This window comes from Streptomyces lydicamycinicus (assembly GCF_000829715.2).
GTDB lineage: Bacteria > Actinomycetota > Actinomycetes > Streptomycetales > Streptomycetaceae > Streptomyces > Streptomyces lydicamycinicus.
The window spans coordinates 75,518-100,096 of sequence record NZ_BBNO01000004.1 but is presented as its reverse complement, the minus strand read 5'-3'; the positions used below and the strand labels follow the sequence as shown (position 1 = coordinate 100,096).

General features: G+C 69.8%; 21 protein-coding genes. 6 read left to right on the top strand and 15 right to left on the bottom strand.

Annotation, left to right across the window (positions count from 1 at the left end):
* Nucleotides 1-14: 14 nt before the first annotated feature.
* The 3 genes from TU31_RS13670 to panB form a co-directional block, all read right to left on the bottom strand.
* A complete protein-coding gene (locus tag TU31_RS13670; RefSeq protein WP_042154124.1) occupies nt 15-845 on the bottom strand; it encodes an ABC transporter permease in 831 nt (276 codons plus the stop codon).
* Complete coding sequence (locus TU31_RS13665; RefSeq protein ID WP_042154122.1) at nt 842-1,870, bottom strand: ATP-binding cassette domain-containing protein; 1,029 nt, start codon at nt 1,868-1,870, stop codon at nt 842-844. Before TU31_RS13665 ends, TU31_RS13670 begins: the two co-directional genes overlap by 4 nt.
* A gap of 413 nt (nt 1,871-2,283) precedes the next feature.
* Nucleotides 2,284-3,144, bottom strand: coding sequence for a 3-methyl-2-oxobutanoate hydroxymethyltransferase (gene panB / locus TU31_RS13660; protein WP_042154120.1), 861 nt, complete (start codon nt 3,142-3,144; stop codon nt 2,284-2,286).
* Nucleotides 3,145-3,335: 191 nt separating this feature from the next.
* Between panB and TU31_RS13655 the strand changes: the two genes are divergently transcribed.
* The 4 genes from TU31_RS13655 (at nt 3,336) to TU31_RS13640 (ending at nt 8,312) form a co-directional block, all read left to right on the top strand.
* Nucleotides 3,336-4,955 carry an MFS transporter gene (locus TU31_RS13655; protein ID WP_042154118.1) on the top strand — a complete coding sequence of 540 codons (1,620 nt, stop codon included), beginning with the start codon at nt 3,336-3,338 and terminating at the stop codon, nt 4,953-4,955.
* On the top strand, nt 4,952-5,611 hold the full coding sequence (locus TU31_RS13650; RefSeq protein WP_042154116.1) for a TetR/AcrR family transcriptional regulator: 660 nt from the start codon (nt 4,952-4,954) through the stop codon (nt 5,609-5,611). The genes TU31_RS13655 and TU31_RS13650 overlap by 4 nt, the downstream gene beginning before the upstream one ends.
* A gap of 297 nt (nt 5,612-5,908) precedes the next feature.
* Nucleotides 5,909-6,913 (top strand): endonuclease/exonuclease/phosphatase family protein, encoded by a 1,005-nt coding sequence (locus tag TU31_RS13645; RefSeq protein ID WP_063770798.1) that lies wholly within the window; start codon nt 5,909-5,911, stop codon nt 6,911-6,913.
* A gap of 163 nt (nt 6,914-7,076) precedes the next feature.
* Nucleotides 7,077-8,312, top strand: a complete 1,236-nt coding sequence (locus TU31_RS13640) for an MFS transporter (RefSeq protein ID WP_042154112.1) — start codon at nt 7,077-7,079, stop codon at nt 8,310-8,312.
* Nucleotides 8,313-8,418: 106 nt separating this feature from the next.
* Here TU31_RS13640 and TU31_RS13635 read toward each other — a convergent pair whose 3' ends face one another.
* Both TU31_RS13635 and TU31_RS13630 read right to left on the bottom strand, forming a co-directional pair.
* Complete coding sequence (locus tag TU31_RS13635; protein WP_042154110.1) at nt 8,419-10,173, bottom strand: NAD+ synthase; 1,755 nt, start codon at nt 10,171-10,173, stop codon at nt 8,419-8,421.
* 102 nt (nt 10,174-10,275) lie between these two features.
* Nucleotides 10,276-11,892: a multicopper oxidase family protein gene (locus TU31_RS13630; protein WP_042154108.1), complete on the bottom strand. Its 1,617-nt coding sequence runs from the start codon at nt 11,890-11,892 to the stop codon at nt 10,276-10,278.
* A gap of 798 nt (nt 11,893-12,690) precedes the next feature.
* Between TU31_RS13630 and glnA2 the strand changes: the two genes are divergently transcribed.
* Both glnA2 and TU31_RS38580 read left to right on the top strand, forming a co-directional pair.
* The gene (gene glnA2, locus TU31_RS13625; protein WP_042154106.1) at nt 12,691-14,052 is read left to right on the top strand and encodes a gamma-glutamylpolyamine synthetase GlnA2; all 1,362 of its coding nucleotides are present in this window, start codon (nt 12,691-12,693) and stop codon (nt 14,050-14,052) included.
* 371 nt (nt 14,053-14,423) lie between these two features.
* A complete protein-coding gene (locus tag TU31_RS38580; protein ID WP_158894452.1) occupies nt 14,424-15,284 on the top strand; it encodes a hypothetical protein in 861 nt (286 codons plus the stop codon).
* A gap of 33 nt (nt 15,285-15,317) precedes the next feature.
* Here the strand turns inward: TU31_RS38580 and TU31_RS13620 are convergent, their stop codons facing one another.
* The 10 genes from TU31_RS13620 to TU31_RS13575 all read right to left on the bottom strand — a co-directional run bounded on the left by TU31_RS13620 (nt 15,318) and on the right by TU31_RS13575 (nt 24,495).
* Nucleotides 15,318-16,541, bottom strand: coding sequence for a site-specific integrase (locus TU31_RS13620; RefSeq protein ID WP_042154104.1), 1,224 nt, complete (start codon nt 16,539-16,541; stop codon nt 15,318-15,320).
* Between the two features lie 89 nt (nt 16,542-16,630).
* Nucleotides 16,631-16,879 (bottom strand): helix-turn-helix transcriptional regulator, encoded by a 249-nt coding sequence (locus TU31_RS13615; RefSeq protein WP_042154102.1) that lies wholly within the window; start codon nt 16,877-16,879, stop codon nt 16,631-16,633.
* A 472-nt stretch (nt 16,880-17,351) separates the two neighbouring features.
* Nucleotides 17,352-18,827, bottom strand: a complete 1,476-nt coding sequence (locus TU31_RS13610) for an AICE element replication initiation protein (protein WP_042154101.1) — start codon at nt 18,825-18,827, stop codon at nt 17,352-17,354.
* 2 nt (nt 18,828-18,829) lie between these two features.
* Complete coding sequence (locus tag TU31_RS13605) at nt 18,830-19,717, bottom strand: bifunctional DNA primase/polymerase (RefSeq protein ID WP_078885771.1); 888 nt, start codon at nt 19,715-19,717, stop codon at nt 18,830-18,832.
* A gap of 114 nt (nt 19,718-19,831) precedes the next feature.
* Nucleotides 19,832-20,860: a DNA cytosine methyltransferase gene (locus tag TU31_RS36840; protein WP_078885770.1), complete on the bottom strand. Its 1,029-nt coding sequence runs from the start codon at nt 20,858-20,860 to the stop codon at nt 19,832-19,834.
* A gap of 113 nt (nt 20,861-20,973) precedes the next feature.
* On the bottom strand, nt 20,974-21,183 hold the full coding sequence (locus tag TU31_RS13595) for a hypothetical protein (RefSeq protein ID WP_042154097.1): 210 nt from the start codon (nt 21,181-21,183) through the stop codon (nt 20,974-20,976).
* Nucleotides 21,184-21,197: 14 nt separating this feature from the next.
* Nucleotides 21,198-21,668, bottom strand: a complete 471-nt coding sequence (locus TU31_RS13590; protein ID WP_042154095.1) for a hypothetical protein — start codon at nt 21,666-21,668, stop codon at nt 21,198-21,200.
* A gap of 9 nt (nt 21,669-21,677) precedes the next feature.
* Complete coding sequence (locus TU31_RS13585) at nt 21,678-21,866, bottom strand: hypothetical protein (protein ID WP_042154093.1); 189 nt, start codon at nt 21,864-21,866, stop codon at nt 21,678-21,680.
* A 35-nt stretch (nt 21,867-21,901) separates the two neighbouring features.
* Nucleotides 21,902-22,153 (bottom strand): hypothetical protein, encoded by a 252-nt coding sequence (locus TU31_RS13580; RefSeq protein WP_042154091.1) that lies wholly within the window; start codon nt 22,151-22,153, stop codon nt 21,902-21,904.
* 140 nt (nt 22,154-22,293) lie between these two features.
* A complete protein-coding gene (locus TU31_RS13575) occupies nt 22,294-24,495 on the bottom strand; it encodes a cell division protein FtsK (protein ID WP_042154089.1) in 2,202 nt (733 codons plus the stop codon).
* Nucleotides 24,496-24,579 lie beyond the last annotated feature (84 nt).

The window sequence follows — 24,579 nt, the reverse complement described above, 5'->3', positions numbered from 1 at the left end:
CCGCGGGACGCGCGTCAGGTCTTCGTCCGGAACTTCCGCACCGCGAGCGGCATGGTGACCGCCGTGATGGCGACCGCCCAGCCGAGCGTGACCAGCGTCGGGTGCGCCACCGCGCCCTCGCCGTTGACCAGCGCACGGGCCGCGTCCGCCAGGTTGGAGACCGGATTGACCTTGGTGAAGCCCTCCAGCCAGCCGGGCATCGACGTCGGCGGCGCGAAGATCGACGAGCCGAACTGGAGCGGCATCAGCACCACCATCGCCATGCCCTGGACCGCTTGCGGGGTCTTCACGGCGAGCCCCAGCAGGATGAAGATCCACATCAGGGCCGCACCGAAGACCGTGGACAGCACGATCGCCCCGATGAACTCCAGTATGCCGCCCCGGATTTCCAGGCCCAGCAGAAAGCCCATGCCGAGCAGGATCGCGGTGGCGACCAGCATCCGGCCGATCTCGACGACGATCTTGGCTATCAGGACCGAGGACCGGGCGATGGGCATCGTCCGGAAACGGTCCATCACCCCCTTGCGGAAGTCCTCGTTGACGCCCGTGCCCACCGCCATCGCGATGTTCATGCCCATCATCGCCATCATGCCGGGCACCAGGCGCTGGATGTATTCCTGCTGGTTGTCCTTGCCGGCGATGGCGCCGCCGAAGACGTAGGTGAACAGCAGGATGAAGATGACCGGCATCAGCAGGACGTCGAACATCGACTCCGGGTCCTGCTTGATCTGGAGGGCGTTGCGGCGCACCAGGGCGCCGATGTGCCGCAGATTGGCGCGGAGTCCGATCCGGCCCTCGTCGGCCCCGGCCTTGCCGAGCGGCGCCGTCATCGTCGCGGAACTCATGCCGAAACCTCCGCGTACTGCTGGTCCATGTCGTCCTCGGATATGTCGGCCCGGGAGGTCTTCTGGCCGGTGATGGCCAGGAACACCTCGTCCAGGCTGGGCAGATGGGTGCTGATCCCGGCGAGCGTGAAACCCTGCCGGCTGAGCAGACCGACCACCTCGGTCAGCTGCTCATCGCTGATGATCGGCACGTTGACCACACCCCCGTGGTGGTCAGCGGTGGCACCCGCGATGCCGTCCAGTCCGGCCTGCTCGATGGCGGTGACCACCCGGTCCAGCTCGCTCTCGTCCGACGGCTGGATCTGGAGCGTCCGCCCGCCGACCTTGGCCTTCAGCTCGTCGACCCGGCCCTCGGCGATCACCCGGCCGCGGTCGACCACCGTCAGCTCGTTCGCCAGCTGCTCGGCCTCTTCCATGTACTGGGTGGTCAGCAGCACCGTCGCGCCCTCGCGCACCATCCGCTGGACCTCCGCCCACACCTCGTTACGGGTACGGGGGTCCAGACCGGTGGTCGGCTCGTCCAGGAAGAGCACCGCCGGCTGGCCGATCATCGAAGCGGCCAGGTCGAGCCGGCGGCGCATACCGCCGGAGTACTTGGCGGCGGGCCGCTTGGCGGCGTCGGTCAGCGAGAACCGCTCCAGCATCTCGTCCGCGCGCCGGCGGGCGTCCTTGCGGGACAGATCGAGCAGCCGCCCGATCATGTAGAGGTTCTCCCAGCCGGAGAGCTTTTCGTCGACCGAGGCGTACTGCCCGGTCAGGCCGATCGTGCGGCGCAGCGCGCGGGGCTGGCGCACCACGTCGAACCCGGCCACCACGGCGCGGCCGGCGTCCGGCACCACGAGGGTGGACAGGCAGCGCACCAGCGTCGTCTTACCGGCGCCGTTGGGGCCGAGCACCCCGAGCACGGTGCCTTCCTTCACGTTCAGGTCCACCCCGTCAACGGCCTTCACCGCGCCGAAGTGCTTGACCAGACCGCGCACCTCCACGGCGTTGCCGCCCTTGGTGGATATCGTCTGTCGCGTCATGCCCTTAAGGTGTCAGCCGCCACCGACACGGCGCCGATAGGTCGCCGACAGCCTTCCCACGTTTTCGGCTGGCCCGCCGTGGGTGTTGCTCGCCGTTGCGCCTGCGGCGGGCGGTGCCGCTGCGCGGGGCTGTTGGGTGCGGTGACGGGCCTGCGCGGGTGGGGGTGTCCGGACTGCTTCGCTTTACGTCCGGACACCCCCACCCGCTCCGGCCCGTCCCCTCCCGTTGAGGGGTGGGGGAAAGGCTGGTGGGGGCTGGCGTCGGTGGTCCGGTGCGCCTCGTCGGTCGTAGTGAACCGGCTACGAGTGGCCCGCCCCCTCCGGCACGTCACCGCACCCACAAACCACCCCGCCCGCCGCAGGCGCAACGGCGAGAAACCACCACGGCGGGAAAGCCGAAAACGTGGGGCCGCTCAGTGAAACGTGTGGGATTCCGCCGGGAAGTCGCCGGCCACGACCTCCTCCGCGAACGCCTTGGCCGCGCCGCCGAGCAGCGCGCGCATGTCGAGGTACTGCTTGACGAACTTCGGTACCCGGCCGGCGGTCATGCCGGCCATGTCGGTCCACACCAGGACCTGCGCGTCGCAGTCCAGGCCGGCGCCGATGCCGACGGTCGGGATGTAGAGCGAACGGGTGACCTCGGCGGCCAGCTCGGCGGGTACGGCCTCCAGGACGACCGCGAACGCACCGGCGTCCTGCACCGCTTTGGCGTCCCGCAGCAGCTGCTGGGCCGCCTCCTCGCCGCGGCCCTGGACGGGGTAGCCGCCGAAGGCGTTGACCGACTGCGGGGTGAGGCCGACATGCGCCATCACCGGAATGCCGGAGGAGACCAGCAGCTCCACCTGCTCGGCGGAGCGCTCACCGCCCTCCAGCTTGACGGCGCCCACCCCGGCTTCCTTCACCAGCCGGGTGGCGCTGCGCAGCGCCTGCACCGGGCCTTCCTGGTACGAGCCGAACGGCAGGTCGCCGACGACGAGTGCGCGCTTGGTGCCCCGGACGACCGCCGCGGACAGCAGGGTGATCTCGTCCATGGTGACCGGCACGGTGGATTCGTAGCCGAGGTGGCAGTTGCCCATCGAGTCGCCGACGAGCAGGACGGGAATCCCGGCCTCGTCGAAGACGGAGGCGGTCATCGCGTCGTAGGCGGTGAGCATCGGCCACTTCTCGCCGCGCTCCTTGGCGGCGGCGATATCGCGGACAGTGACCCGGCGCGATCCGGTGCCTCCGTAGAGCGACTTGTCGACCGGCTTCTGGGCAGGCGAAAGCTGCGTCATGGTGACGGCTCCTGTTCATCATCTCGAGGCACCCTGACGGTGTCCCCGGACTCCCCTCCATGCTGGCACGGCCCGCGCACAAAGGAAAAGGGAGCGGGCGCAAGCCGGTCCGTTCACCCGGAGGAGGGGACGCGCCCGCGTCTGTTTCCAATACGGAACGGTCCCGTATCGGAAGCCGTAGGGTGCCCGGCATGGCCACCTCACCCCCCGCCCCGGACGCACCCCCGGCCCGCCAGGTCCCGGACCGCATCCACCGCCGCCGCTGGGCGATCCTGTCCACCCTCATGCTCAGCCTGCTGATCGTGGTGCTGGACAACTCGATCCTCAACGTCGCCATGAAGACGATCGCCACCCCGGCCCCCGCCGGTCTCGGCGCCACGCAGAGCGAGCTGGAGTGGGCGATCAACTCCTACACCCTGGTCTTCGCCGGTCTGCTGTTCACCGCGGGTCTGCTCGGCGACCGTGTCGGCCGTAAGAAGATCCTGCTCTTCGGGCTGGCCGTCTTCGGTGCCGGGTCGGTGCTGGCCGGGGTCTCCGGCTCGCCCGCCGAGCTGATCACCTTCCGGGCCGTGATGGGCCTGGGCGGCGCCTTCGTCATGCCCGCCACCCTCGCCATCCTGATGAACGTCTTCGAGCGGGACGAGCAGCCCCGGGCGATCGGTATCTGGGCCGGCGGGGTGGGCATCGCCATCGCGGTCGGCCCGATCGCCGGCGGGCTGCTGCTGGACCACTTCTGGTGGGGCTCGGTCTTCATGATCAACGCGCCGATCGTGCTGCTCTCGCTGGTCGCGATGGTGGTCCTGGTGCCCGACTCCAGGGACCCGCACCCCGGCCGGATGGACCCGTTCGGGGTGCTGCTGTCCGTCGTCGGGCTGGTCCTGCTGGTCTACGGCATCATCAAGGGCGGTCAGCTCGCCGACTTCTCCGACCCGGAGGTGGTCGGCACGGTCGTCGGCGGCCTGGGGGTGCTGACCGTCTTCGTGCTGCACCAGAAGCACAGCGGCCATCCGTCCATCGACATCAGCTACTTCCGCACGCCGGCCTTCTCGGCCGCCATCGCCGCCATCGCGCTGGTCTTCTTCGCGCTGATGGGGGTCTCGTTCTTCGCCGTCTTCTACATCCAGAGCGTGCGCGGCTTCAGCCCGCTCCAGGCCGGGCTGCTGTTCCTGCCGCTGGCCGCCGCCCAGCTGCTTTTCGCGCCGCGGGCCCGGCTGGCCGTGGACCGCTACGGCGCCCGCGCGGTGTGCACCTTCAGCATGTTCGTGGTGGCCGACACCATGCTGGGCCTGCTGCTGCTGAACGAGGAGACCCCGATCTGGATCATGGAGGCGCTGCTCTTCCTCCAGGGCGCCGGGATGGCGCACATCATGCCGCCGGCCACCGTCGCGGTCATGCAGTCGCTGCCACGGGAGAAGGCCGGTTCCGCCTCGGCGCTCAACAATGTCTTCCGGCAGGTCGGCGGCACCCTGGGCGTCGCGGTCCTCGGCTCGCTGCTGTCGACGAGCTACCGCGACGGCATCGAGGACACCCTCGACGCGGTGCCGGGACTGCCGGCCGCCGCCCGGCACGCGGCCGGCGAATCCATCGAGGCCACCCTCGGTCTCGCGGACCGGATGGGCCCGGCCGGCCGGCCGCTGGCCGCCGCGGCCGACGATGCCTTCATCCACGCCATGCATGTCACCGCGCTCGGTTCGGCCGCCGTCGCGCTGGTCGGGGCGCTGGTGAGCGTGCTGTTCCTGCCGGGCAAAATGGGGCCGGCGCCGCAGGCGGCGGAGCCCCTGGAAGAGCGGAAGGCGGGCGCGGAGAGATGAGCCGGGCGGCGGAGCACCCCAAGGGCGCGGCAGCCGGGGGGCGGCCGGGCCCGGCGGCCCCCGCGGGCCGCGGCCGGCCGCGCAGCGCCGCCGCCGACTCCGCCATCATCGAGGCCGTACTGCGTCTGATCGAGGACGGGGCCTCCATAGGCGAGTTGACCATGGAGGGCATCGCCCGAGCGGCGGGCGTGGGCAAGGCCACGGTCTACCGCCGCTGGTCCGGCAAGAGCGCTCTGCTGCTCGACGTCATGCGGTCCCTGGACGTCCCCGGCCCGCCGCCGGGCGGGGACTCGGTGCGCGACGATCTGGTCGCCCTGCTGGAGTTCCTGCGCCGCCGCGGACTCGCCAAGCGCGGCTCCGCGCTGCTGCGCACCCTCGTCAGCCATGTGCAGACGCAGCCGGAGCTGTGGGCGGAATATCACGACACGGTGGTACGGGCCCGCCGCGAGGCGCTGCTCGGGGTGCTGCGGCGCGGGGTGGCGAGCGGCGAGATCCGCGCCGACCGCGATCTGGAGGTGCTCGCCGATCTGTTCGTCGGTCCGATGCTGTCCCGCGCCCTCCTCCATGAGTGGAAGGAACTGCCCGAGGGCCTTTCGGCGGATATCGTCGACACGGTCCTGGAGGGCGTACGGCCGACGGCGGACACCGCGGGCTGAACGCCCTGGCGCCCGTGCCGGGTTGAACGCACCGTCAGCTCCCGTCGGACGGGCGGGAAACCACGGGTGAACAGGCGCGGGCCCGTTGGCAAAGGCCGCCCGGAGCTCCGCCGTATGACCGGATCATGCCCGTTCTGTCACAGCCGATGTGACAACCCCCGAGGCCGGAACCCGGACCCGTCACCGGGCCGTCCTCACTTCTAAGAAAGCCCATTACGGACCATCGCCTAGGGTCGGAGATCCAGGTGTGGCGCAGCGACGCAAGGTAGTGAGGACAGCGACATGGCGCAGGCATATATGACGGAGCCGGGACAGGGGCACACCCCCGGGCAGGCCGGTTCCCGGGCCGAACGCCTGCGGAACTGGTGGCGCCCCGAGGGCACCTGGCGGCGCGGCCTCGTGCTCGCGGTGCTCGCCATCCTGCTCGGGCTGCTGATGATTCTGCACGCGGAGGTCCCCAACACCCCGGGAAACTGGGGCAGTCTGCTGGAGACCTTCCTGCCGTGGGTGGGGCTGGGCATCCCGCTGCTGCTCATCGCCGCGGTGCTGCGCCGCTCGGCGAGCGCGCTGGTCGCCCTGGTGCTGCCGGCCTTCGTGTGGGTCAACCTCTTCGGGGGCCAGGTCACCGACAAGGCCGGTGAGGGCGGCAACCTCACCGTCCTCACCCACAACGTCAATGCCGCCAACCCCGATCCGGCGGGCACCGCCAAGGACCTCGTGGCGTCCGGCGCCGATGTGGTGGCCCTGGAGGAGCTCTCCGGCAATGCCCTGTCGACCTACCGTCAGGGGCTGGCGAAGGCGTATCCGTACCACACGATCGAGGGCACGGTCGGTCTGTGGAGCAAGCGTCCGCTGACCGACACCCGGCCGGTGGACACCAAGATGGGGTGGACCCGCGCGCTGCGGGCCACCGTCACCGCCGCCGACGGCCAGCAGGTCGCGGTGTACGTCGCCCATCTGCCGTCGGTACGGGTCAACGCCGCGAAGGGCTTCACCGCCAACCGGCGCGACGCCAGCGTCGCGGCACTGGGCGAGGCGATCGCCGCCGACCCGGTGAAGAAGGCCGTGCTGCTCGGCGATCTCAACGGCACCATGAACGACCGCTCGCTGGCCCCGGTCACCTCCCAGATGCGCTCCGCCCAGGGCGCCGCGGGTGACGGCTTCGGCTTCAGCTGGCCGGCGGCGTTCCCGATGGCCCGGATCGACCAGATCATGATGAAGGGGATGGACCCGGTCAAGGCCTGGGTGCTGCCCTCGACCGGCAGTGACCACCTTCCGGTCGCGGCCTCGGTGAAGATCTGACGGACGGCGGGGCGCGCGGCCGACGGAGATCGGAAACGGGCTCGTCATGCCCCGTTCTCCGGGCGGAATACTGAGCCTGAGAGACTTTGTTCCGTAAGAGAACTTATTGCTTACGGTCCGCTGTCCGCGTGCCCGTCGCACGCAACACCCCGAAAGGTCTTTCATGCCCTTGGCTCTGCTCGCGCTCGCGATCTCGGCCTTCGGTATCGGCACCACGGAGTTCGTGATGATGGGCCTGCTGCCCAACGTCGCGGACGATCTGGGCACCTCGGTGCCCACCGCCGGCTACCTCGTCTCCGCCTATGCCCTCGGCGTCGTCATCGGCGCCCCGCTCCTGACCGCCCTCGGCTCCCGTATCCCGCGCAAGCGGATGCTGGTCTGCCTGATGGCGGTCTTCACGGTCGGCAACCTCGCCTCCGCCCTGGCCCCCACCTTCGGGCTGCTGGTCGCCGGGCGGCTGCTGGCCGGTCTGCCGCACGGTGCGTTCTTCGGCGTGGGTGCGGTGGTCGCCGCCCGGCTGGTGCGGGAGGGTCGCCAGGCCCGCGCGGTCGCCACGATGTTCCTCGGGCTGACCATCGCCAACATCGTCGGGGTGCCCGCCGCGACGCTCCTGGGCCAGCAGTTCGGCTGGCGCGCCACCTTCCTCATCGTGGCCGCCATCGGTCTGGTCGCGATGGCCGCCCTGGCCCGGCTGGTCCCCCCGCTGCCGGCCGACGAGCGCACCGGCCTGGGCCGCGAGCTGCGGGCGCTGGGTGACCGCCAGGTGCTGCTCGGCCTGCTCACCACCGTCTTCGGCTTCGCCGGGATCTTCGCCGTCTACAGCTACCTCGCGTCGATGATGACCGAGGTCACCGGCTTCGCGGAGGGCTCGGTCCCGCTGGTCCTCGCCCTCTTCGGCATCGGGATGACCCTCGGCGCGCTGGCCGCGGGCCCGCTCACCGACCGGGCCCTGCGCCCGACCCTGTACGGCTCGCTGGCCGCCCTGGCCCTCGTCCTGACCGCCTTCCACTTCACCGCCCAGGTGAAATGGGCGGCACTGGCCACGGTCGTCGTCATCGGTGCCGTCGGCTTCCTGACCACCACCCCGCTCCAGATGCTGGTCATGAACAAGGCCCAGCAGGCCCCGACCCTGGCCGCCGCCTCCAACCAGTCCGCCTTCAACCTCGCCAACGCCGGCGGCGCCTGGGTCGGCGGCCTGGCCCTGGCGGCCGGCTGGGGCTGGACCTCCCCGACGCTGGTCGGCGCGGTGCTGGCGGCTCTCGGCCTGGCCGTCGCCCTCGTGGCCGGTCTCCTGGACCGCGGCGACCGGGACCCGTCCCGGATCGTGGCCCGCGGCGGCGAGACGGAGGCGGAGCAGACCACCGGCGCGCCGGTACCGGCCGGGGACCGCATCGGCTGACCGCGCACGGGCGCCCCGCCGGGGGCGGACGGTCAGCCACTCACCCCAACGCCCCCCTCACCCGCGCCCCTGACTCGCCCTCAGGGCCCGCGCCCCTGACGCCTCCTCAGGCCCCTTCCCGCCAGTGGTTGGTGATCGGCAGTCGGCGGTCCTTGCCGAAGCCCTTCGCGGAGATCTTGGGGCCGGGCGGGTACTGGCGGCGCTTGTACTCGGCGTGGTCGACCATCCGCAGCACCCGCGTCACCAGCTCGGCGTCGAAGCCCTGGGCGACGATCTCCTCCCGGCCGTGGTCGCGGTCGACATAGAGCTCCAGGATGCGGTCCAGGACGGCGTAGTCGGGGAGTGAGTCGGTGTCGACCTGGCCGGGGCGGAGTTCGGCGCTCGGGGGCTTGCTGAGGGTGTTCTCCGGGATCGGCGGGGTCTGGCCGCGGTCGGCGGCGGCCTGGTTGCGCCAGCGGGCCAGCTGGTAGACGACGGATTTGTAGACGTCCTTGATGGGGCCGTAACCGCCCACCGAGTCGCCGTAGAGGGTCGAATAGCCGCAGGCCAGCTCGGACTTGTTGCCGGGGGCGAGGACCAGGTGGCCCTCCTGGTTGGAGATGGCCATCAGGGTGGTGCCCCGGAGGCGCGACTGGAGATTCTCCTCGGCCAGGCCGGTCAGCGGCAGCGCGGCCATGTAGGCGTCGAACATCGGGCCGATCGGCACCGTACGGAAGGACAGGCCCGTACGGCGGGCGAGTTCGGCGGCGTCGGTGAGGGAGTGTTCCGATGAATAGCGGGACGGCATCGCCACCGCATGCACCTGCCCCGCCCCCAGCGCGTCACAGGCCAGGGCGGCGACCAGCGCGGAGTCGATCCCGCCGGAGAGCCCGAGCACCACACTGCGGAAGCCGTTCTTGGCGACATAGGCCCGCAGGCCGACGACCAGCGCGGTGTAGATCTCCTCCAGGTCGGTGAGGCGCTCGGCCCGGCCGCCGGGGGTCTCGGGAGGGTAGGGCGGCAGCGGGTCGGGGGAGAGGGTGACATGGGTGACGCGCAGCCCGTCGTCCAGGACCCCCGAGGGGGGCTCGGGGGCCGCGGCCGGCAGGTCCAGATCGACCAGCACACAGCCCTCCGCGAACTGCGGCGCCCGCGCGATCACCCCGCCGTCCTTGTCGACCACGATCGAGTCGCCGTCGAAGACCAGCTCGTCCTGCCCGCCGATCATCGCCAGATAGGCGGTGGTGCAGCCGGCCTCCCGGGCCCGCCGGCGGACCAGCTCCAGCCGGGTGTCGTCCTTGTCCCGCTCGTACGGCGAGGCGTTGACCGACACCAGCAGCCCGGCGCCCGCGCTGCGCGCCGCCGGCACCCGCCCGCCGTCCTGCCACAGGTCCTCGCAGATGGCCAGCGCGACATCCACCCCGTGCACCCGTACGACGGGCAGCGTGTCGCCGGGGACGAAGTAGCGGAACTCGTCGAAGACGCCGTAGTTGGGCAGGTGGTGCTTGGCGAAGGACAGCGCGACCTCGCCGCGGTACAGCACGGCGGCGGCGTTCTGCGGGGCGCCCGCGGGACGGCCGTAGCGCGGGGTGGCCTGCGTACCGTGGTCGAGATAGCCGACGATCACCGGCAGCTCACCCAGCCCCTGCCCGTCCAGCCGGGCGGCCAGCGTCCGCAGCGCGGCGCGGCTCGCCTCGACGAAGGAGCGGCGCAGCGCGAGGTCCTCGACGGGGTAGCCGGTCAGCGCCATCTCGGGGAACGCGACGAGGTGGGCGCCCTGGCCGGCGGCGTGCCGGGTCCAGCGCAGGATCGTCCCGGCGTTCTGGTCGAGGTCGCCGACACAGGAATCGATCTGATTGAGGGCGAGACGAAGTTGAGGCACCCCGCCAGTCTAATCGTCTTTCTGACGCAATGGGGGTGGAGCGGTACCGGCGGCGTCGCGGACGGGTGACCGGCGGCGCCGGCTCGCCCCCTCGGCCGGCGCCTAATCCCTGAGGTAGCCGAGCACCGTCATCATCCCCGACTCCGAGTGATAGACGTTGTGGCAATGGACCATCCACAGCCCGGGGTTGTCGGCGTCGAAGTCGACATCGAGGCTGCGTCCCGGCAGCACGATCGCGCTGTCCTTGCGGGGCCCGCCGTTCGGCAGCGCGAAGTGGTGCCCGTGGATGTGTACGGGGTGCCACATCCGGGTGTGGTTGCGGATGGCGAGCCGCACCCGCTCACCGGCCCGGATCGGGTCCCGGTGGGACGGTGAGTACTGCCGCCCGTTGATCGCCCAGTCGAACTTCGCCATGGAGCCGGTGAGCTTCAGCTCGACGGTGCGGTCGGGGCGGCGGGACACCGCCCGCGCGCTCTCGGCCGCCCGGAGCCGGTACGCGGACAGCAGCCGGCCGTCCAGCTCCTCGGGCCGGGTGGACTCCCCGGGTGCCTCGCCGCTGCCGGTGCGCAGCACGGCCCGGGCCGTGTGCTTCTTGCCCTCGGCGAGCGCGGTCAGCGGAAAGACGCCGTCCTTGGCGGTGACCAGGACGTCAAAGCGCTCGCCCATGCCGAGCAGCAGCGCCTCGGTCTCGGCGTGCTCGACGGGGAAGCCGTCGGCGTGCGTCACGGTCATGGCGTGGCCGCCGAGCGCGACACGGTAGGCGGTGTCGGCGCCCGCGTTGAGGAAGCGGATCCGGATGCGGTCGCCGGGCTTGGCGCGGAAGGTCTCCGCGTCCTTGGCGAGCCGGCCATTGATGAGGTGGTACGGGTAGTCCACATCGCCCGCGTCGCCGCCCAGCAGCTTGCTGTAGGAGCCGGTCAGCATCCGCGACGGGCCGCCGCCGGGCTCGGAGCCCGCGGCGGGCGCGCCGTGCTCGGCGCCGGTCTCGCCCTCGTCCATGTGCATGCCCCCGTGGCCCGGCTTGCCGCCCGAGCCCCGGTTCAGTTCGGCGAGCACGCTGTCCGGGGTGCTGCCGTCCACCCCGTCGACCCAGTCGTCCAGCACGACGACCCATTCCTTGTCGTAGGAGAGCGGCTCCTTGGGGTCCTCGACGATCAGTGGTGCGTACAGCCCGCGGTCCTGCTGGACGCGGGAGTGCGGGTGCAGCCAGTAGGTGCCGGGGTGGGTGACCGCGAACCGGTAGGGGAAGGAGGCGCCGGGCATGACGGGCCGCTGGGTGAGGGTGGGGACCCCGTCCATGTCGTTGCGCAGCGCCAGTCCGTGCCAGTGCACGGAGGTGGACTGCGGCAGATGGTTGACGAGGGTCATGGCGAGCGTGTCGCCCGTCGTGACCCGGATTTCCTTGCCGGGCAGTGCCTCGCCGTACGCCCAGGTGTCGACGGTGTGGCCGCCCAGGTCGATGCGGGCCGGGGTGGCGGTCATGGTGAACTCGCGCACCGGGCCCGGGCTCCGCTTGCGCTCGGCCTCGGCGACCTCCGGGCCGTCCGGCGCGACGTAGTCGGACGGGGTGGGGCGCTGTGGCCCGTGGGCGTGGTCCCTGCCATCGGTGCCCAGGTGCGGGCCGGAGCTGAATTCGCCGGCGGCACGGGCGGCCAGCAGACCGCTGCCGACAACGGCGATACCCGCGCCGAGCAGGGCGCGGCGGGAGTGCGTACGCATAGAGAAGCACCTCGTGACGGTGTCGCTGGGTGATGTGGGTACGGGCGGCGGGGGCACTGCCGCGGACTCCGGCGGGCGGCGGCGGCAGGGCGCGCTCCTACACGCGCGGCACCGGCGGGCGGTCGGGGAGTTCATGGCGCGGCGGCACGGATATGGGCCACGGCCCGGCGACGGCCTTGCCCATTTCGCGCATCGCGGACCTCTCGACAGAACGACGAACCGGCGGACGCCGGGGCGGCCGGAATTCCCGCAGGCTACCCCCTAGGGGTATGGGCCTCCAGTAGTGGTCCGCCGAAGGAGTGCACCGGCGGCCGCCGACGGCCCGGGCCCGCCCGGCCCCGCCGTGCACGGTCCTCCGCCTCGGTACCACCGCCGAACTTGCCGCCACGCGCCCATTCTTGGCTCTTCCGCGCCGCAGGCGTGCCCGGCGTTCCGTACCGCCGCCCGGGTCCACCCGATCACCCGGCTCTCCGTGACGACGGCCCGCTTCCGCCGGGGGCGGGCCGTGCCGGACGGGCTGCGCTTCCCCGTGCCCGGCCGGGGAACGGACCCCTCAATTCCGGGTCAATGAGTCCTCGGCGGGCGGCCAAGAGTGGACCAAGCCCCCCGATTGCCGCCGCCGGCCGCGCTGAGCCGGTGCGCTGCGGGAAGGATGCGAGGTGAGGGTTACGGGACGGTGGTTCTGGTTCAGGCCAAGGGTGCGTAATGTGACGGTAACCCCCTCACGTGATACTGGTGCCACAGCACGTTGTTCCACGTGGCTGGACGGGCCGATTGACCTGCAAGGATTGGTGACCCATGGACAAGCAGCAGGAGTTTGTGCTCCGTACGCTCGAGGAGCGCGACATCCGCTTCGTACGGCTGTGGTTCACCGACGTGCTCGGGTTCCTCAAGTCCGTGGCGGTGGCCCCCGCGGAGCTGGAGCAGGCCTTCGACGAGGGCATCGGCTTCGACGGCTCGGCCATCGAAGGATTCGCACGGGTGTACGAATCCGACATGATCGCCAAGCCCGACCCCGGCACCTTCCAGATCCTGCCCTGGCGCGCCGAGGCCCCCGGCACCGCCCGGATGTTCTGCGACATCCTGATGCCGGACGGCTCCCCCTCCTACGCCGACCCGCGCTATGTCCTCAAGCGCATCCTGGCCAAGACCTCCGACCTCGGGTTCACCTTCTACACCCACCCCGAGATCGAGTTCTTCCTGCTCAAGGACAAGCCCGTGGACGGCCAGCGGCCGACCCCCGGTGACTCCTCCGGCTACTTCGACCACACCCCGCAGAACGTCGGCATGGACTTCCGCCGGCAGGCGATCACGATGCTGGAGTCGATGGGCATCTCGGTGGAGTTCAGCCACCACGAGGGCGCACCCGGCCAGCAGGAGATCGATCTGCGCTACGCCGACGCGCTCTCGACCGCCGACAACATCATGACGTTCCGGCTGGTCATGAAGCAGGTCGCGCTGGAGCAGGGCGTGCAGGCCACCTTCATGCCCAAGCCGTTCTCGGAGTACCCGGGCTCCGGCATGCACACCCACCTCTCGCTGTTCGAGGGCGACCGCAACGCCTTCCACGAGTCCGGCTCGGAGTACCAACTCTCCAAGGTCGGCCGCTCGTTCATCGCCGGTCTGCTGCGGCACGCCGGGGAGATCTCCGCCGTCACCAACCAGTGGGTCAACTCCTATAAGCGCATCTGGGGCGGCGCCAACCGCACCGCGGGCGCCGGCGGCGAGGCCCCCTCCTACATCTGCTGGGGCCACAACAACCGCTCCGCGCTGATCCGCGTGCCCATGTACAAGCCCGGCAAGATGGGCTCGACCCGGGTCGAGGTCCGCTCCATCGACTCCGGCGCCAACCCCTATCTGTGCTACGCGGTGCTGCTCGCCGCCGGCCTCAAGGGCATCGAGGAGGGCTACGAGCTGCCGGCCGGCGCCGATGACGACGTCTGGGCGCTGTCCGACTCCGAGCGCCGGGCGATGGGCATCGAACCGCTGCCGCAGAACCTCGGCGAGGCCATCGAGCTCATGGAGCGCAGCGAACTGGTCGCCGAGACCCTCGGCGAGCATGTCTTCGACTTCTTCCTGCGCAACAAGAAGCAGGAGTGGGAGGAGTACCGCTCCGAGGTCACCGCCTTCGAGCTGCGCAAGATGCTGCCGGTGCTTTAGACGCAGGTCAGAGCAGCTGCTCCGTCCGTCCAAGACGTTGGGGTCGACAGTCCAGACTGTCGACCCTGTTGGTTTCCCAGACTCTGGGCCGTCTGTGGGCCGTCTTCCCCGCCTCGCTTGCTCTTGGGAGCCGCGGATGCCATACGCGGCAAGCGGCCCGGAAGTGCCGGAGGGCTGTACTCACGCGAAGTGCCGAGGCAGCAGCGGCCCGCGTCAGTTGGCGGTGATGATGAGACGTGGTCGCTCGTACGCCTTCCTGTGTGAGTGGGGCGTGCGGCGGTCGTTGCGTCGCGTGTTGTCTTTGAGGGGGCATTGTGCAAGCTGAGGTAATTTCGGCACTGATAGGTGCTGGAGTAGGAGCTCCGGCTGCAGTGGTGGCGTACGTGGTTGGGCGACGTCAGGCCGTCGCAACACTGACTGCTGCGCACGTACAGATCGACGGAAACCGAAAGCAGTGGCGTGACGACTCCCGCCGCCCTGCGTGGCTGGCCTTTATGCGATCTGCTGACAGATTGAATGATTCGGTAGATCGGCTGCTTCGTGGTCAAGTGGAGCCTTCTGTGATTCTTGAGGAATTCCTACCGGATGCCGGTAGGAAGCTAAAAGAAGTGGAGCTTGAGGGGCCGTCCGAAATTTACGATATCGCGAAGAAATTTTCCTCCAGCGTGAATGGACGACTTGTTGGTGCTGCCATTGTGGGGCCATTTATTTCCGCGCAGGGGAAATTTGATTATTTGCTGGCTGAAGCTCGTCGTGATGTACTCCTGCAAGGTGCTGATAGCGAGCAAGCTGCTTGCGTTATTCGAGCCCACGAGGCGCTTCAGAGGCTGGCGGCCGAGCGAAGGAGGATAGGCCAGACAGACCCATCTGTGGAGCTAACGCAGTTATCTGATGCGATATGCGCTCCTATGGTGCAGAGTGTCAGCTCGGTGGATAGTGGTGTCGGCGAATCTATTTCCCTTCTTTTGCAGGGTTTGGGTGGTGTGGTGGTCGCGATATATTCCGACGTGCCGATGGAGGCAGCCGATGCAGTGAGCAAGGTGCAGGAATGTGATGCCTTCAGCGAGCGGGATGCCACATCGCTGCTCTTCACCTTTGGTACCGGTTTCCTGCCTGTTTTGCAGCGACTCTTGAATGATCAGATTGAGCCCACTCGTCAGTTGCGCAGAGATTTTCTGAATGCAACGGATAGGTACCTAGATGGGCGGCTGCCAGTGCCCCGCGGAGAGTGAAGCACTGGCGTCGCACTGTGTTGTGAGGCCTGCTCACTCCCAGGTCGTGTCTATGGCGTCTCGGGTCCGTCCGTCGCTGCTCGGTAGGAGGTGTGTGTAAACGCGAAGCGTGAAGCCGGGGTCTGTGTGCCCCAGGTACGTGCTCAGCGCTTTGATGTTCTCGCCCGCGTCCAGGAGTACCGATGCGTAGAAGTGCCTGAGCGCGTGCATGCCGTCCTCACGCGCCGACGCGTGGCGCTTGCCGGGTTCTGGTTCGGGCAGGACGCCGGCCTTTACGAGGGCGGGCTTCCAGACCCGTGTGTTGAAGTCCGTCCGCCGCACCGCCCCCTCGCCGTTCGCCCGCGTGAAGAGCAGCCGTTTGGTCAGCAGCGGACCGTCCGGACGCAGCCATGGCAACGTCACGGAGACTGGCGGATGCGCCTCCATGTGGTGCTTCAGGGTGTGGGCAACGCGGTCTGGCAGAGGGACATCACGCTCTTTGTCGCGCTTCGGCCGCGCGAACACGAGCTTTCCGTTCGAGACTTTCACCTGGAGAGCGACGTGCAGCCATCCGGTGTCGAAGCTGATTGCGTCCGTACAGAGGCCGAAGATTTCCCCCTGCCGAAGACCGCACCCTGCCCCCAGGTCCACCATCGCTTGGTACTCCTGGGGCAGCGCAGCGCGCACAGCGAACGTACGCTGCCTGGTCCAGGGCACTACTCGCGCGCCGTTCGGTGCTGGCGCTCGTACGCTACTGGCCTGACACGGGTTCCGATGCAAGTATTCGTCGTCCACGGCCGCAGTGAACACAGCTGACACGCTGGCGAAGATGACCCGGCGGTAGGACGAAGCAGGCAGCGCCCGCTCCAACTCACCGAGCCATTCCCGGATGTGCTCAGGCTTGAAGGAGCCGAGAGGGCGCGAACCCAGGTACGGGATCGCATGGCGGCGAATCTGGACGGCTACCGGCTCACGGGTCGTCGGATCTGTTGTCTGGGACTGGAGCCACTTTTCGGCGTACTGCCGGAACGTAGTCTGGCCAGCCTTCGGGTCAACGTACCGGCCGCTGTCCATGTCGGCCTCGATCTTCGTCAACCACTTCTCGGCAAGACGCTTCTTGCCGTCGGGGAAGCTCTTGGACTTCTCGGTGCCGTCGGGGCCGATGTAGCGGGCGCGGTAGCGCATGCCGGTGCCGTAGCGGTCGGACTTGACGCGCGTGGTCTTGCCATTGGGTGTCGTCTCGGTCTTGTACCAGCGGTCTTGGATGTGGCCGGCCATGAGGCGTGTTGACCCTTCCTGGGAATGCCGCAGGGCGGGGCCGGTGGCCCCGCCCTGCGGGTGGGTGGTGGTCGGTTGGCGCGGCGTTGTCAGGCGGCTTCGGCTTCGGCCGCGGTCTGCTGGGTGACCCAGGCGCGGACGTCGGCGGGGTCGTAGCGGATGTGCTTGCCGACGCGGAATCCGGGCGGGCCGGTGCGCTTCTTACGCCAGGTGTAGACGGTTTCGACGCTCTCCAGGCCGAAGAGCGTCACCAGGTCTTCGGGGGTGAGGTAGCGGTCCGGGAGGCCGTCTCGGAGGGTGGCGCCGGGGTCGGATTGAGCGAAACGGGTTCGGCTCATGGGGTCCTCGGAGGTTGAGTCACGTTGACTTCGGGGGGTTCTCGGATTCCGCGTGTGTCCGAGGTGCGGATTTCTGCGTCATTGCGTCATCAGCGTCATTCGGGCTTTTGACCTGCGGCTTTGTGTGACGCAGCGGTTCGGGGGTGCGTCATCGGCGCGTCATGGGCTGCGTCATCGGGTGACGCAGATGACGCAGGATGACGCAGAGCCCGCCGTCTGCGTCATGGCTGTAGCCGCAGGTCAGGGGCCGTTCTTCTGCCTGCATGACGCAGATGACGCAGCGTCTTCCCTCTTAGGACAAAAGAGGGGGTGTCTGTTGTGGTGCGGTGCGCCTTAAAGCGTGAAGAAGGAGCCGCTGCGCGGCGCGTCTTATGGGGCAGCGCGTTGCGCCGAACAGCAAGAAGAGCACGCCGTGCCGGTGGTGGAAGGTGGTGCTCTTCTTGCTTGTCCGGCCGGTCGTGCGGATCGCGGGTCAGAACATCCGCTTCGGATCGTGCGGTGGCGGGGCCTGCCGGCGGGTCATTTCGAGGTAGCGGCCCTCGCTGGTGCGGCCCGAGTCGATGAGGACGCCGCGAGCGGCAAGCGTCGGCTGGAGACGCTTGAGCCGGTCGGAGAGGACTTTGCCCGTGGTCGGCCAGCCCTTGGGCAGGGGACGCAGTTCGTCGTCGGCGTAGAGGCGACTGAGGCAGTGCAGCCACTCGGTGGAGGTCATCCGCTGCGCCGCGCCCGGCTCAATGGTGTCGGCGTGCCTGAGGACGGTCTGCGCGAGCAAGTCGCCCTCGATCACGTCGTCGTTGAGATCGTCCAGGCTGGCCCGGTAGGCGGTGAGTGCCCCGAGGCCGGTTGCCGCGTCGAGCTGCGCGCACAGGTGCGCGAAGTCCGCCATGCGCAGGTCGGTCGGGGTCTCCGCCTCGGCGGCGCGGACCTTGACCGTGAGATCGAGCAAGGACCCGAGGACCACGGGCAGGACCTCCGCGTACTCCGCCCACAGTTCAGCTTCGGTGCGCCGGACACTGGGCCTCTCCAGCCGCAGCGGCAGGAGCCGTTCGGCGAGGTCGGGCCGGATGACTCCGACGTCGATGCCGGTCAGGAGCAGGGGGCGGCGGTAGCGAGCGCGGAAGACGTCCCCGTCGGTGAACAGGGCGCGCTTGACGTTCTCGGCGCCGGTGACGATGCAGCACATGGCGTCGGACAGGTCAGGGGTCATGTGGGAGAGGTTGTCCAGGGCGGTGACCCAACCGGCAGCCACCGCCGCGATCAGATTCTCCTCATCCTTCGGAGCCCGGCGCAGGTCACCGCTCATGCCCTCGATGATCCGCACGAGCATGCGGCCCCCGGTGGACTTTCCGGCGCCCTGCGGCCCGGTGAGGAAGGGGGCCGGGACGGGCACGGACGGACCGAGGCAGCCGATCAGCCACGCGATGGCCAGGCACTCGGTTTCCGCGCTGGCGAAGTTGCACAGCCGCAGCAGGAGATCGATGCCTTTGCCGTTGGTGTCCTTGGCCGGCAGGGGCAGTTCCCCGGTGAGCTGGGTGCGCCGCCAGCACACCTCGCGCGGGTCGGGGATAGCGATGTCCCACCCGGTGGGGTGGATGCGGACGGACTGCCCGTCGCTGCGGCCCAGGTCCAGCCACGTCGCCCCGTCGAATCCGGGGGCAACGCGGATGTGGACAGCCTGCACGTCCTCGGTCAGCGCGAGTGCTTCGATCAAGTCCAACGCCTCCTTGAGCGCGGTCCCGTTGAATACGCCGCGCCCGTCCTTGAACAGGCCGACCATGAGTTCCTGGCGGTGGCTGCCCGTTGTGCCCTGCGAGCGGATCGGGCGGGCCACGGGGTGGCCGTTCCTCTGCGCGTACACGGTCCCGTCGGCAGTGCGGAAGTACCGGAAGTGCGCCTGCGCGTAGTCGGTGATGACCTCGCGGGCCGGGTTCTTCTCGTCGTCAGCCATGGTCACAGTCCCAACCTGGTGCGGGCGTTGGTCCAGGCGTCGGTGCAGTGCCGGGGAGATTCGCCCTTGGCCTGCGCGGCGGTGAACAGCCGCGTGACGTGGGCGTCGGTGAGGCAGCCGCACCGGCCGTGGGTGGACAGCACGGCGAGGAAGGTCCGGTACACGGTCGTGTGGACCGCGCTGCGGGCTTCGGTGATGCGTTGTTCGGCCATGTTGATGCCCCGGTCCAGGTAGGCGGGCGTGCGGTGGCGGCACTCCCCGCCCCCGCCCGGAGTGGGCACGGCGACGGCATGCGGCGCCGGGCAGACCGGGGAGGGTTCCTTCACGGCCAGCGTGCGGACGGCGTCTGGCAGGGCGGTCATGGTGCCGGTGCCGGGACCGAGCCACCGGGCGTAGGACATGGCCGACTTGATGTCGACGCCGGGACGCACCGCGTTGGACGAGCCCATGGTGCCTCGGTAGATCCAGTGCTCACCTCGCGTCGTCGGCACGGTCCGCGTGGCAGGAAGAGCTGTACGGGCCCATGCCATGGCTTCCGCGTTGTCCAGGTCCACGACGGTCAGTCCGGCGCCGCCGGGGTGGTAGCCGACGCACACCGCCTGCCGCCACGCAGTGGCCCATGCGGGCGAGGCGATGACGGCCGGGTCGGTGGTGGCGGCGGCCCAGGCGTGGCAGACACCGAGGCAGCGGCAGGGCCCGGCGTGCTTCATGTGCGGCCGGCCGCCGCACGCGCCGGCGGCGCAGTCATGGCAGTTGCCGAAGGGCACCTTTCCGGCCCGCAGCGGCAGCACCGGGACACCGGCCGCGGCCAGGGCCAGAGCGGTGCGCAGGTGCTCCACGGGCGGGCGATTTGCGACGCGGGGCCGCGGGGTCTTGCTGTCAGGTGTCATGCTGGAGGTCTCCTGTTTCTGCGAAGGGACGGAGAACCGGGCTCCGGCTGTAAGGCGGGTGGCCCGGCCGGGGCGGTCGCGGTCTTTGGCGAGAGGCGACCGCCCCGGGCGTGTTTACGCGGCGGTGGTGATGTGCTTTTCGGTTCCTGTGGGGCGGAGCAGGCTGCGGAGGGCGTGGGCCGCCTGTTGCGGCACCACGCCGTTGCCGAGTGCCTTGAGCTGTGCGGTACGCGACAGGCCGGGGACGTCGGTGACGTGTCCGGAGCGAAGGCCCATCATCCACTCGACGAACGGCGGGTTCAGGCGTCCTCGATCGTCAGTTGCCCGAGGTGCCGGGCGTCCGAGGATCGTTTCCCACCGGGTGATGGCGGGTGTGAAACGGCCCCACTGAGCGTCGGGTTGCCTCGGGTGTAGGTCGGACTGGTCCGTTCCGCGTCGGCCGCTGTCGGCGTCGGGAGGAGCAAGCGGGCCGCGTCGAGCAGCGTCATCCCGTACCCCGTTCCGTACGGTGTCCCGTCCGGTCGGTAGTTCGCCGTGGTTCCGGGGAACGTTGCGTTCGGGGTGGGGAGCAACGAGACGACCGTCCGCAGGTCCGGCCCCCCGTCGCCGTGTGCTCCGGCCCCGTTCGTATCCGAGGTGCGGGGTGTCGGCAGCAATGGCGAGGACGATGAGCCGGCGGCGCTGGTGAGGGGCGCCGATTTCGTCCGCTTGTACAACGCTCCATTCCGCATCGAACCCGATGGCGGCAAGGTCGGCGAGGACGTCGGGGAATCCGACTCGAAGGTGATTTGCGACGTTCTCAAAGATCGCGATTCGGGGTCGTAGAACGCGAAGGGCATGGGCGATGTGGGGCCAGATGTGGCGGGCATCGGCGGTTCCCTTCCGGCGGCCGGCGGTGCTGAACGGCTGGCAGGGGTAGCCCCCAAGGACGACATCGACCGGCGGCACCTGGGTCCAGTCGGTGGCGCTGATGTCGCCCAGGTTGGGCACCTGCGGATAGTGGTGGGCCAGGATGCGGCTGGCGCCGGGATCGTTATCCGCGACCCAGGCCAGGGAGCCGCCGAACACGTCCTGTACGGCCATGTCCAAGCCGCCGTACCCGGTGCACAGCGAGCCGAGCCGCAGCGTGGTGGGAGGGCTCATGCGGGGTCTCCTGTTTCTGCGAAGGGACGGAGAACCGGGCTCCTGCCGGAAGGCAGGCGGCCCGGCCGGGGCGGTCGCGGTCTTTGGCGAGAGGTCGACCGCCCCGGGCGTATTCACTCCTCGATGGCGCCACCGTGGCCCAGGGACGACGCCACAGGCTGGGCGCGGTTGCACTCGTAGGCGGCTTCGGTCTCGTCGGCCATGTCGTCGAAGTGGAGGAGGAGTTCGCCGAGCTGGCGGCGGGTGAGCAGACGGGAGTAGCTGCGCTCCCAGTCGTAGGTGTCGAGTTCCACGGTCACGATCTCGTCGGGATCGATATCCATCTGGTTTCTCCTGGTCAGTGGTGGAAGTGGTTGCGCTTGATGACGGCCTTGCGGATGTGGACCGTGGTCCCGCCAGCGCGGTGGCCGGTGGCGCTGAAGATCTGCACGGCGATCCAGCCGCCGAAGATGACGGCGGCGAGCACGATGAGCTGGTGGATGAGCGCGGCGAGCGCGGCGATGAACGTGGTCAGCAGGAACAGCCCGCCGCAGACGGCACCGAATCCGATGCCCCCGAGGGCGATGTTCACCGCTGCCCGGGAGACGGCCGGCTTGGCCGCGACCGGTTCGGGCTTGGCGGCCTCGATGGCGTAGCCGGTCACGACCCGGCCGTCCGGCAGGACCACACTCGCCACGGTGGGGACGTTGTCCGGCTGGACGGGGACGAGCGGCGCGATGGGTGCGGGTGTGATCGGTGCCGGGTGGTGGACCGTGACGGCCGCCTGATGATGCCCGGGTGGGCGGCGGGGCGCGGTGGGCTCGTTCATGGCGGGCTCCTACAGCTTGCTGGCGGCGTCGATGACGGCGTGGGTGAGCTGGTTGATCGGGTCGGAGGCGCCGGTGGAGGCGAGGAAGAAGCCGAACATCACGGCGACGAAGGCGGAGCCCCAGCCGAGGGTCTTGGAGCGCAGCAGGAAGAACATGACGAGGCCGAACAGGACGACGAGGGAGACGGTGATGGCCACGAAGGGCTCCTTGGCGTGAGGTGGTGGGGTGGGGGTCAGCGGGTGCCGTCGCGGTGGAGGCGGGCGGCGACGTTGAACAGGTGGCGGCCGACGCGGATGCGCTTGCGGTCGCCGTGGCAGCGGCGGCAGGTCTTGCCGGGGCGGAGCCGTCCGCGGCGGTCTTTCTTGAGCGCGTAGCCGAAGCCGCGGCACTTGCGGCAGTCGCCGAACGGCGAGACAGCACACAGAGCGACATAACAGAGCGTGACTATCGCCAGGCAGGCGATAGCGAAGCTGATGGGGATCATGAACGGCCTCCAGGGCGGTTTCCGAGGGTTTCCGCAGGTGGGCCGCTATCCGCTAGCAGCCTGATCAGATGTGGTGTGGGGCGCTAGCGGGGTCGCTAACGTTAGCGAGGGTCACTGCTAGCGATAGCGGCCCCGCGGGCTCATCCGGCGTCCCGGTTTCCATCACGCTCCGCTACTGCGGCGGTGAGGTGGGCGCGTTCGATGCCGCGCCGGTTGACGACCTTGTCCTTGATGCGGCGCCCGATCTGGACGGTGGTGATGCCGTAGGGCTTGAGCGCGGCGGTCAGCTGTTCGGCGGCCCACTCGCCGTAGACCTCCGGCCGCAGTTCCGCCAGCCGGGCAACCACGGTCTCGTTCCAGACCTTGGCCTCCTCGACTGGCACCACGCCCAGCAGATCCCGCAGCAGGTCGTACGAGGCTGCGGCGTCGGCCTCCGGCTCCTCGCCCAGCGCGTGGCCGGAGAGCAGGCCGGCGTCCTCGCGGGCCTTGCGGGCCCGCAAGGCGATGGAGTCCGCACCGACGCCATCGACGTAGACGGAGCCGACGATCCGGGCATCGGCTCCTTCGCCGACGAAGTAGTGAATGCCCTTGTCGCCCCAGGAGAACATCGTGGCCCGCACGCCCCGCTTGTAGGCGGAGGTGCCCAGCACCATGTCGTTCTCCAGCTGGCCCATGACCTTCAGGCACCAGCGGGCCGAGGCGTTCGCGGAGATGCCGGTGGGCAGCGCCTTGGCGTCGGGGCGCTGGGTGGCCAGCAGCAGCACGATCCCGGTGGCGGGGCCGCGCTTGACCAGGTCGGTGGCGATCTCCTCGAACTCGTCCTTGTACTTGGGGTGCTCGAACAGGACCTGGCACTCGTCCACCCCGACCACGATCGGGTGCAGGCCGAGTTCCTTCTTGCTGGCCAGCTCGGACGTCACCTTCGACTCCGGGCAGATGTCCCGCGGCAGGGAGCGGATCATCTTGGTGCGCCGCCGCAGCTCATTGCGCAGCTCGCGGAAGTCGCGGATCGCGTACTCGATCGCCTCGTCATCGTCACCGGCCGCGTGCCGGTGGGAGACGCGGTCACCGACGGGATCCAGGTCGCCGGTGCCCTTCATGTCGTAGGTGTGCAGCTCGGCCCGGGGGTCAAGGGCGGCGATAAGCAGCAGCAGCCGCAGCAGGAAGGTCTTGCCCATGCGGGGGATGGCGCCGATGATCCCCGCGATGTACATCAGGGTGACGTTGATCCAGCGTCCGCGCTGGTCGGTGCCGAACGGGACGGGTTTGAACAGGTCCACCGTGCCGGACTTGGCCAGCGGCCAGGCGGGCTTCTTGGCCTTGGACATGTCCTGATCGCCGACCCACAGCACCAGGCGGCCGGTGTGCTCGTCGGGGACCGCCTCGGGCCACACGCAGCCCAGCGGCCGGCGCAGACCCGAGGCCAGCTTGTCTCGGCGCTCGATGACGTCGGTGACGGTCACGCCGTAGGGCAGGTCGCCTTCGGCGCGCCAGCCGGGGCCGTCGCGGGTGATGGGCGCGGTGAAGGTGAACCCTTCGCGGCCCTTGGACTGGGCCTGGTTGATCGCCGGGATACCGAGCGCGCCCAGCGCCCTCAGGACGATGTCAGAGGTGAGTTTCTGGGCCTTGGGCAGCTCCACGGCCCGGTTGATGACCGGGGCATCGGCCGCGTCCCCGGCCCAGCCCAGGGCCAGTACCACCGCGCTCACCGACACCGCCATCAGCCAGGCCGGGGCCAGCACATACAGCGCGAGCGCGGCCCCGAGGCCCATGAACGTGGCGAGGGTGACCACGAGGGTGCGCAGCCGGACGCGGCCGTCGCGCTGGCGGGAGAGCTTGAGGTAGGTGGCCGCGTCCTCCTTGGTGACCATGGCGCGGCGCACCGGGTCGCCTTCCGCGTCGGAGGCCCAACGCATGGTGCCACCGAGGAACTTCGCGGCCCCTCGCGGCGCCTGGAAGGCCAGGCGGGCGGCGTAGACCGGGGTGCGCAGGACGTGGTAGCCGGTCATGTGGCCGTAGTGGCCAGCGACCCAGGTGGCGGCGGTCTTCAGCTCGTTGGTGGACTTCAGCCAGTCCGGGACGATCGCCCGGCGCTTGGCGCCCATCAGCCTGCCCAGGTAGCCGGGGCCCTTGACGTCGGGGCCGTCCACCAGCGCACGGGCGGACGGATCCGGCTCCGCCGGTCGGCCGGTCGGCTCCGGGGCGGGCGATTCGTCGGCCGCCCCGCGGGCAGAGCGGGCCTTGCCCAGGTCCACCACCTCCGCACCCTCCTGGCGGGCGGCGTCGTCGGCCATGTCGGCTTCAAGCCGGTTGAACAGTTCGCGGTCGTCGTCGTGATTCACTGCTGCTTCCTTCCGGAAACGGGAGGTGGAAGGGGCCCGGACGGCGCTTTGGCCGGCAGACGTCCGGGCCCCGTTGTTCGGGAA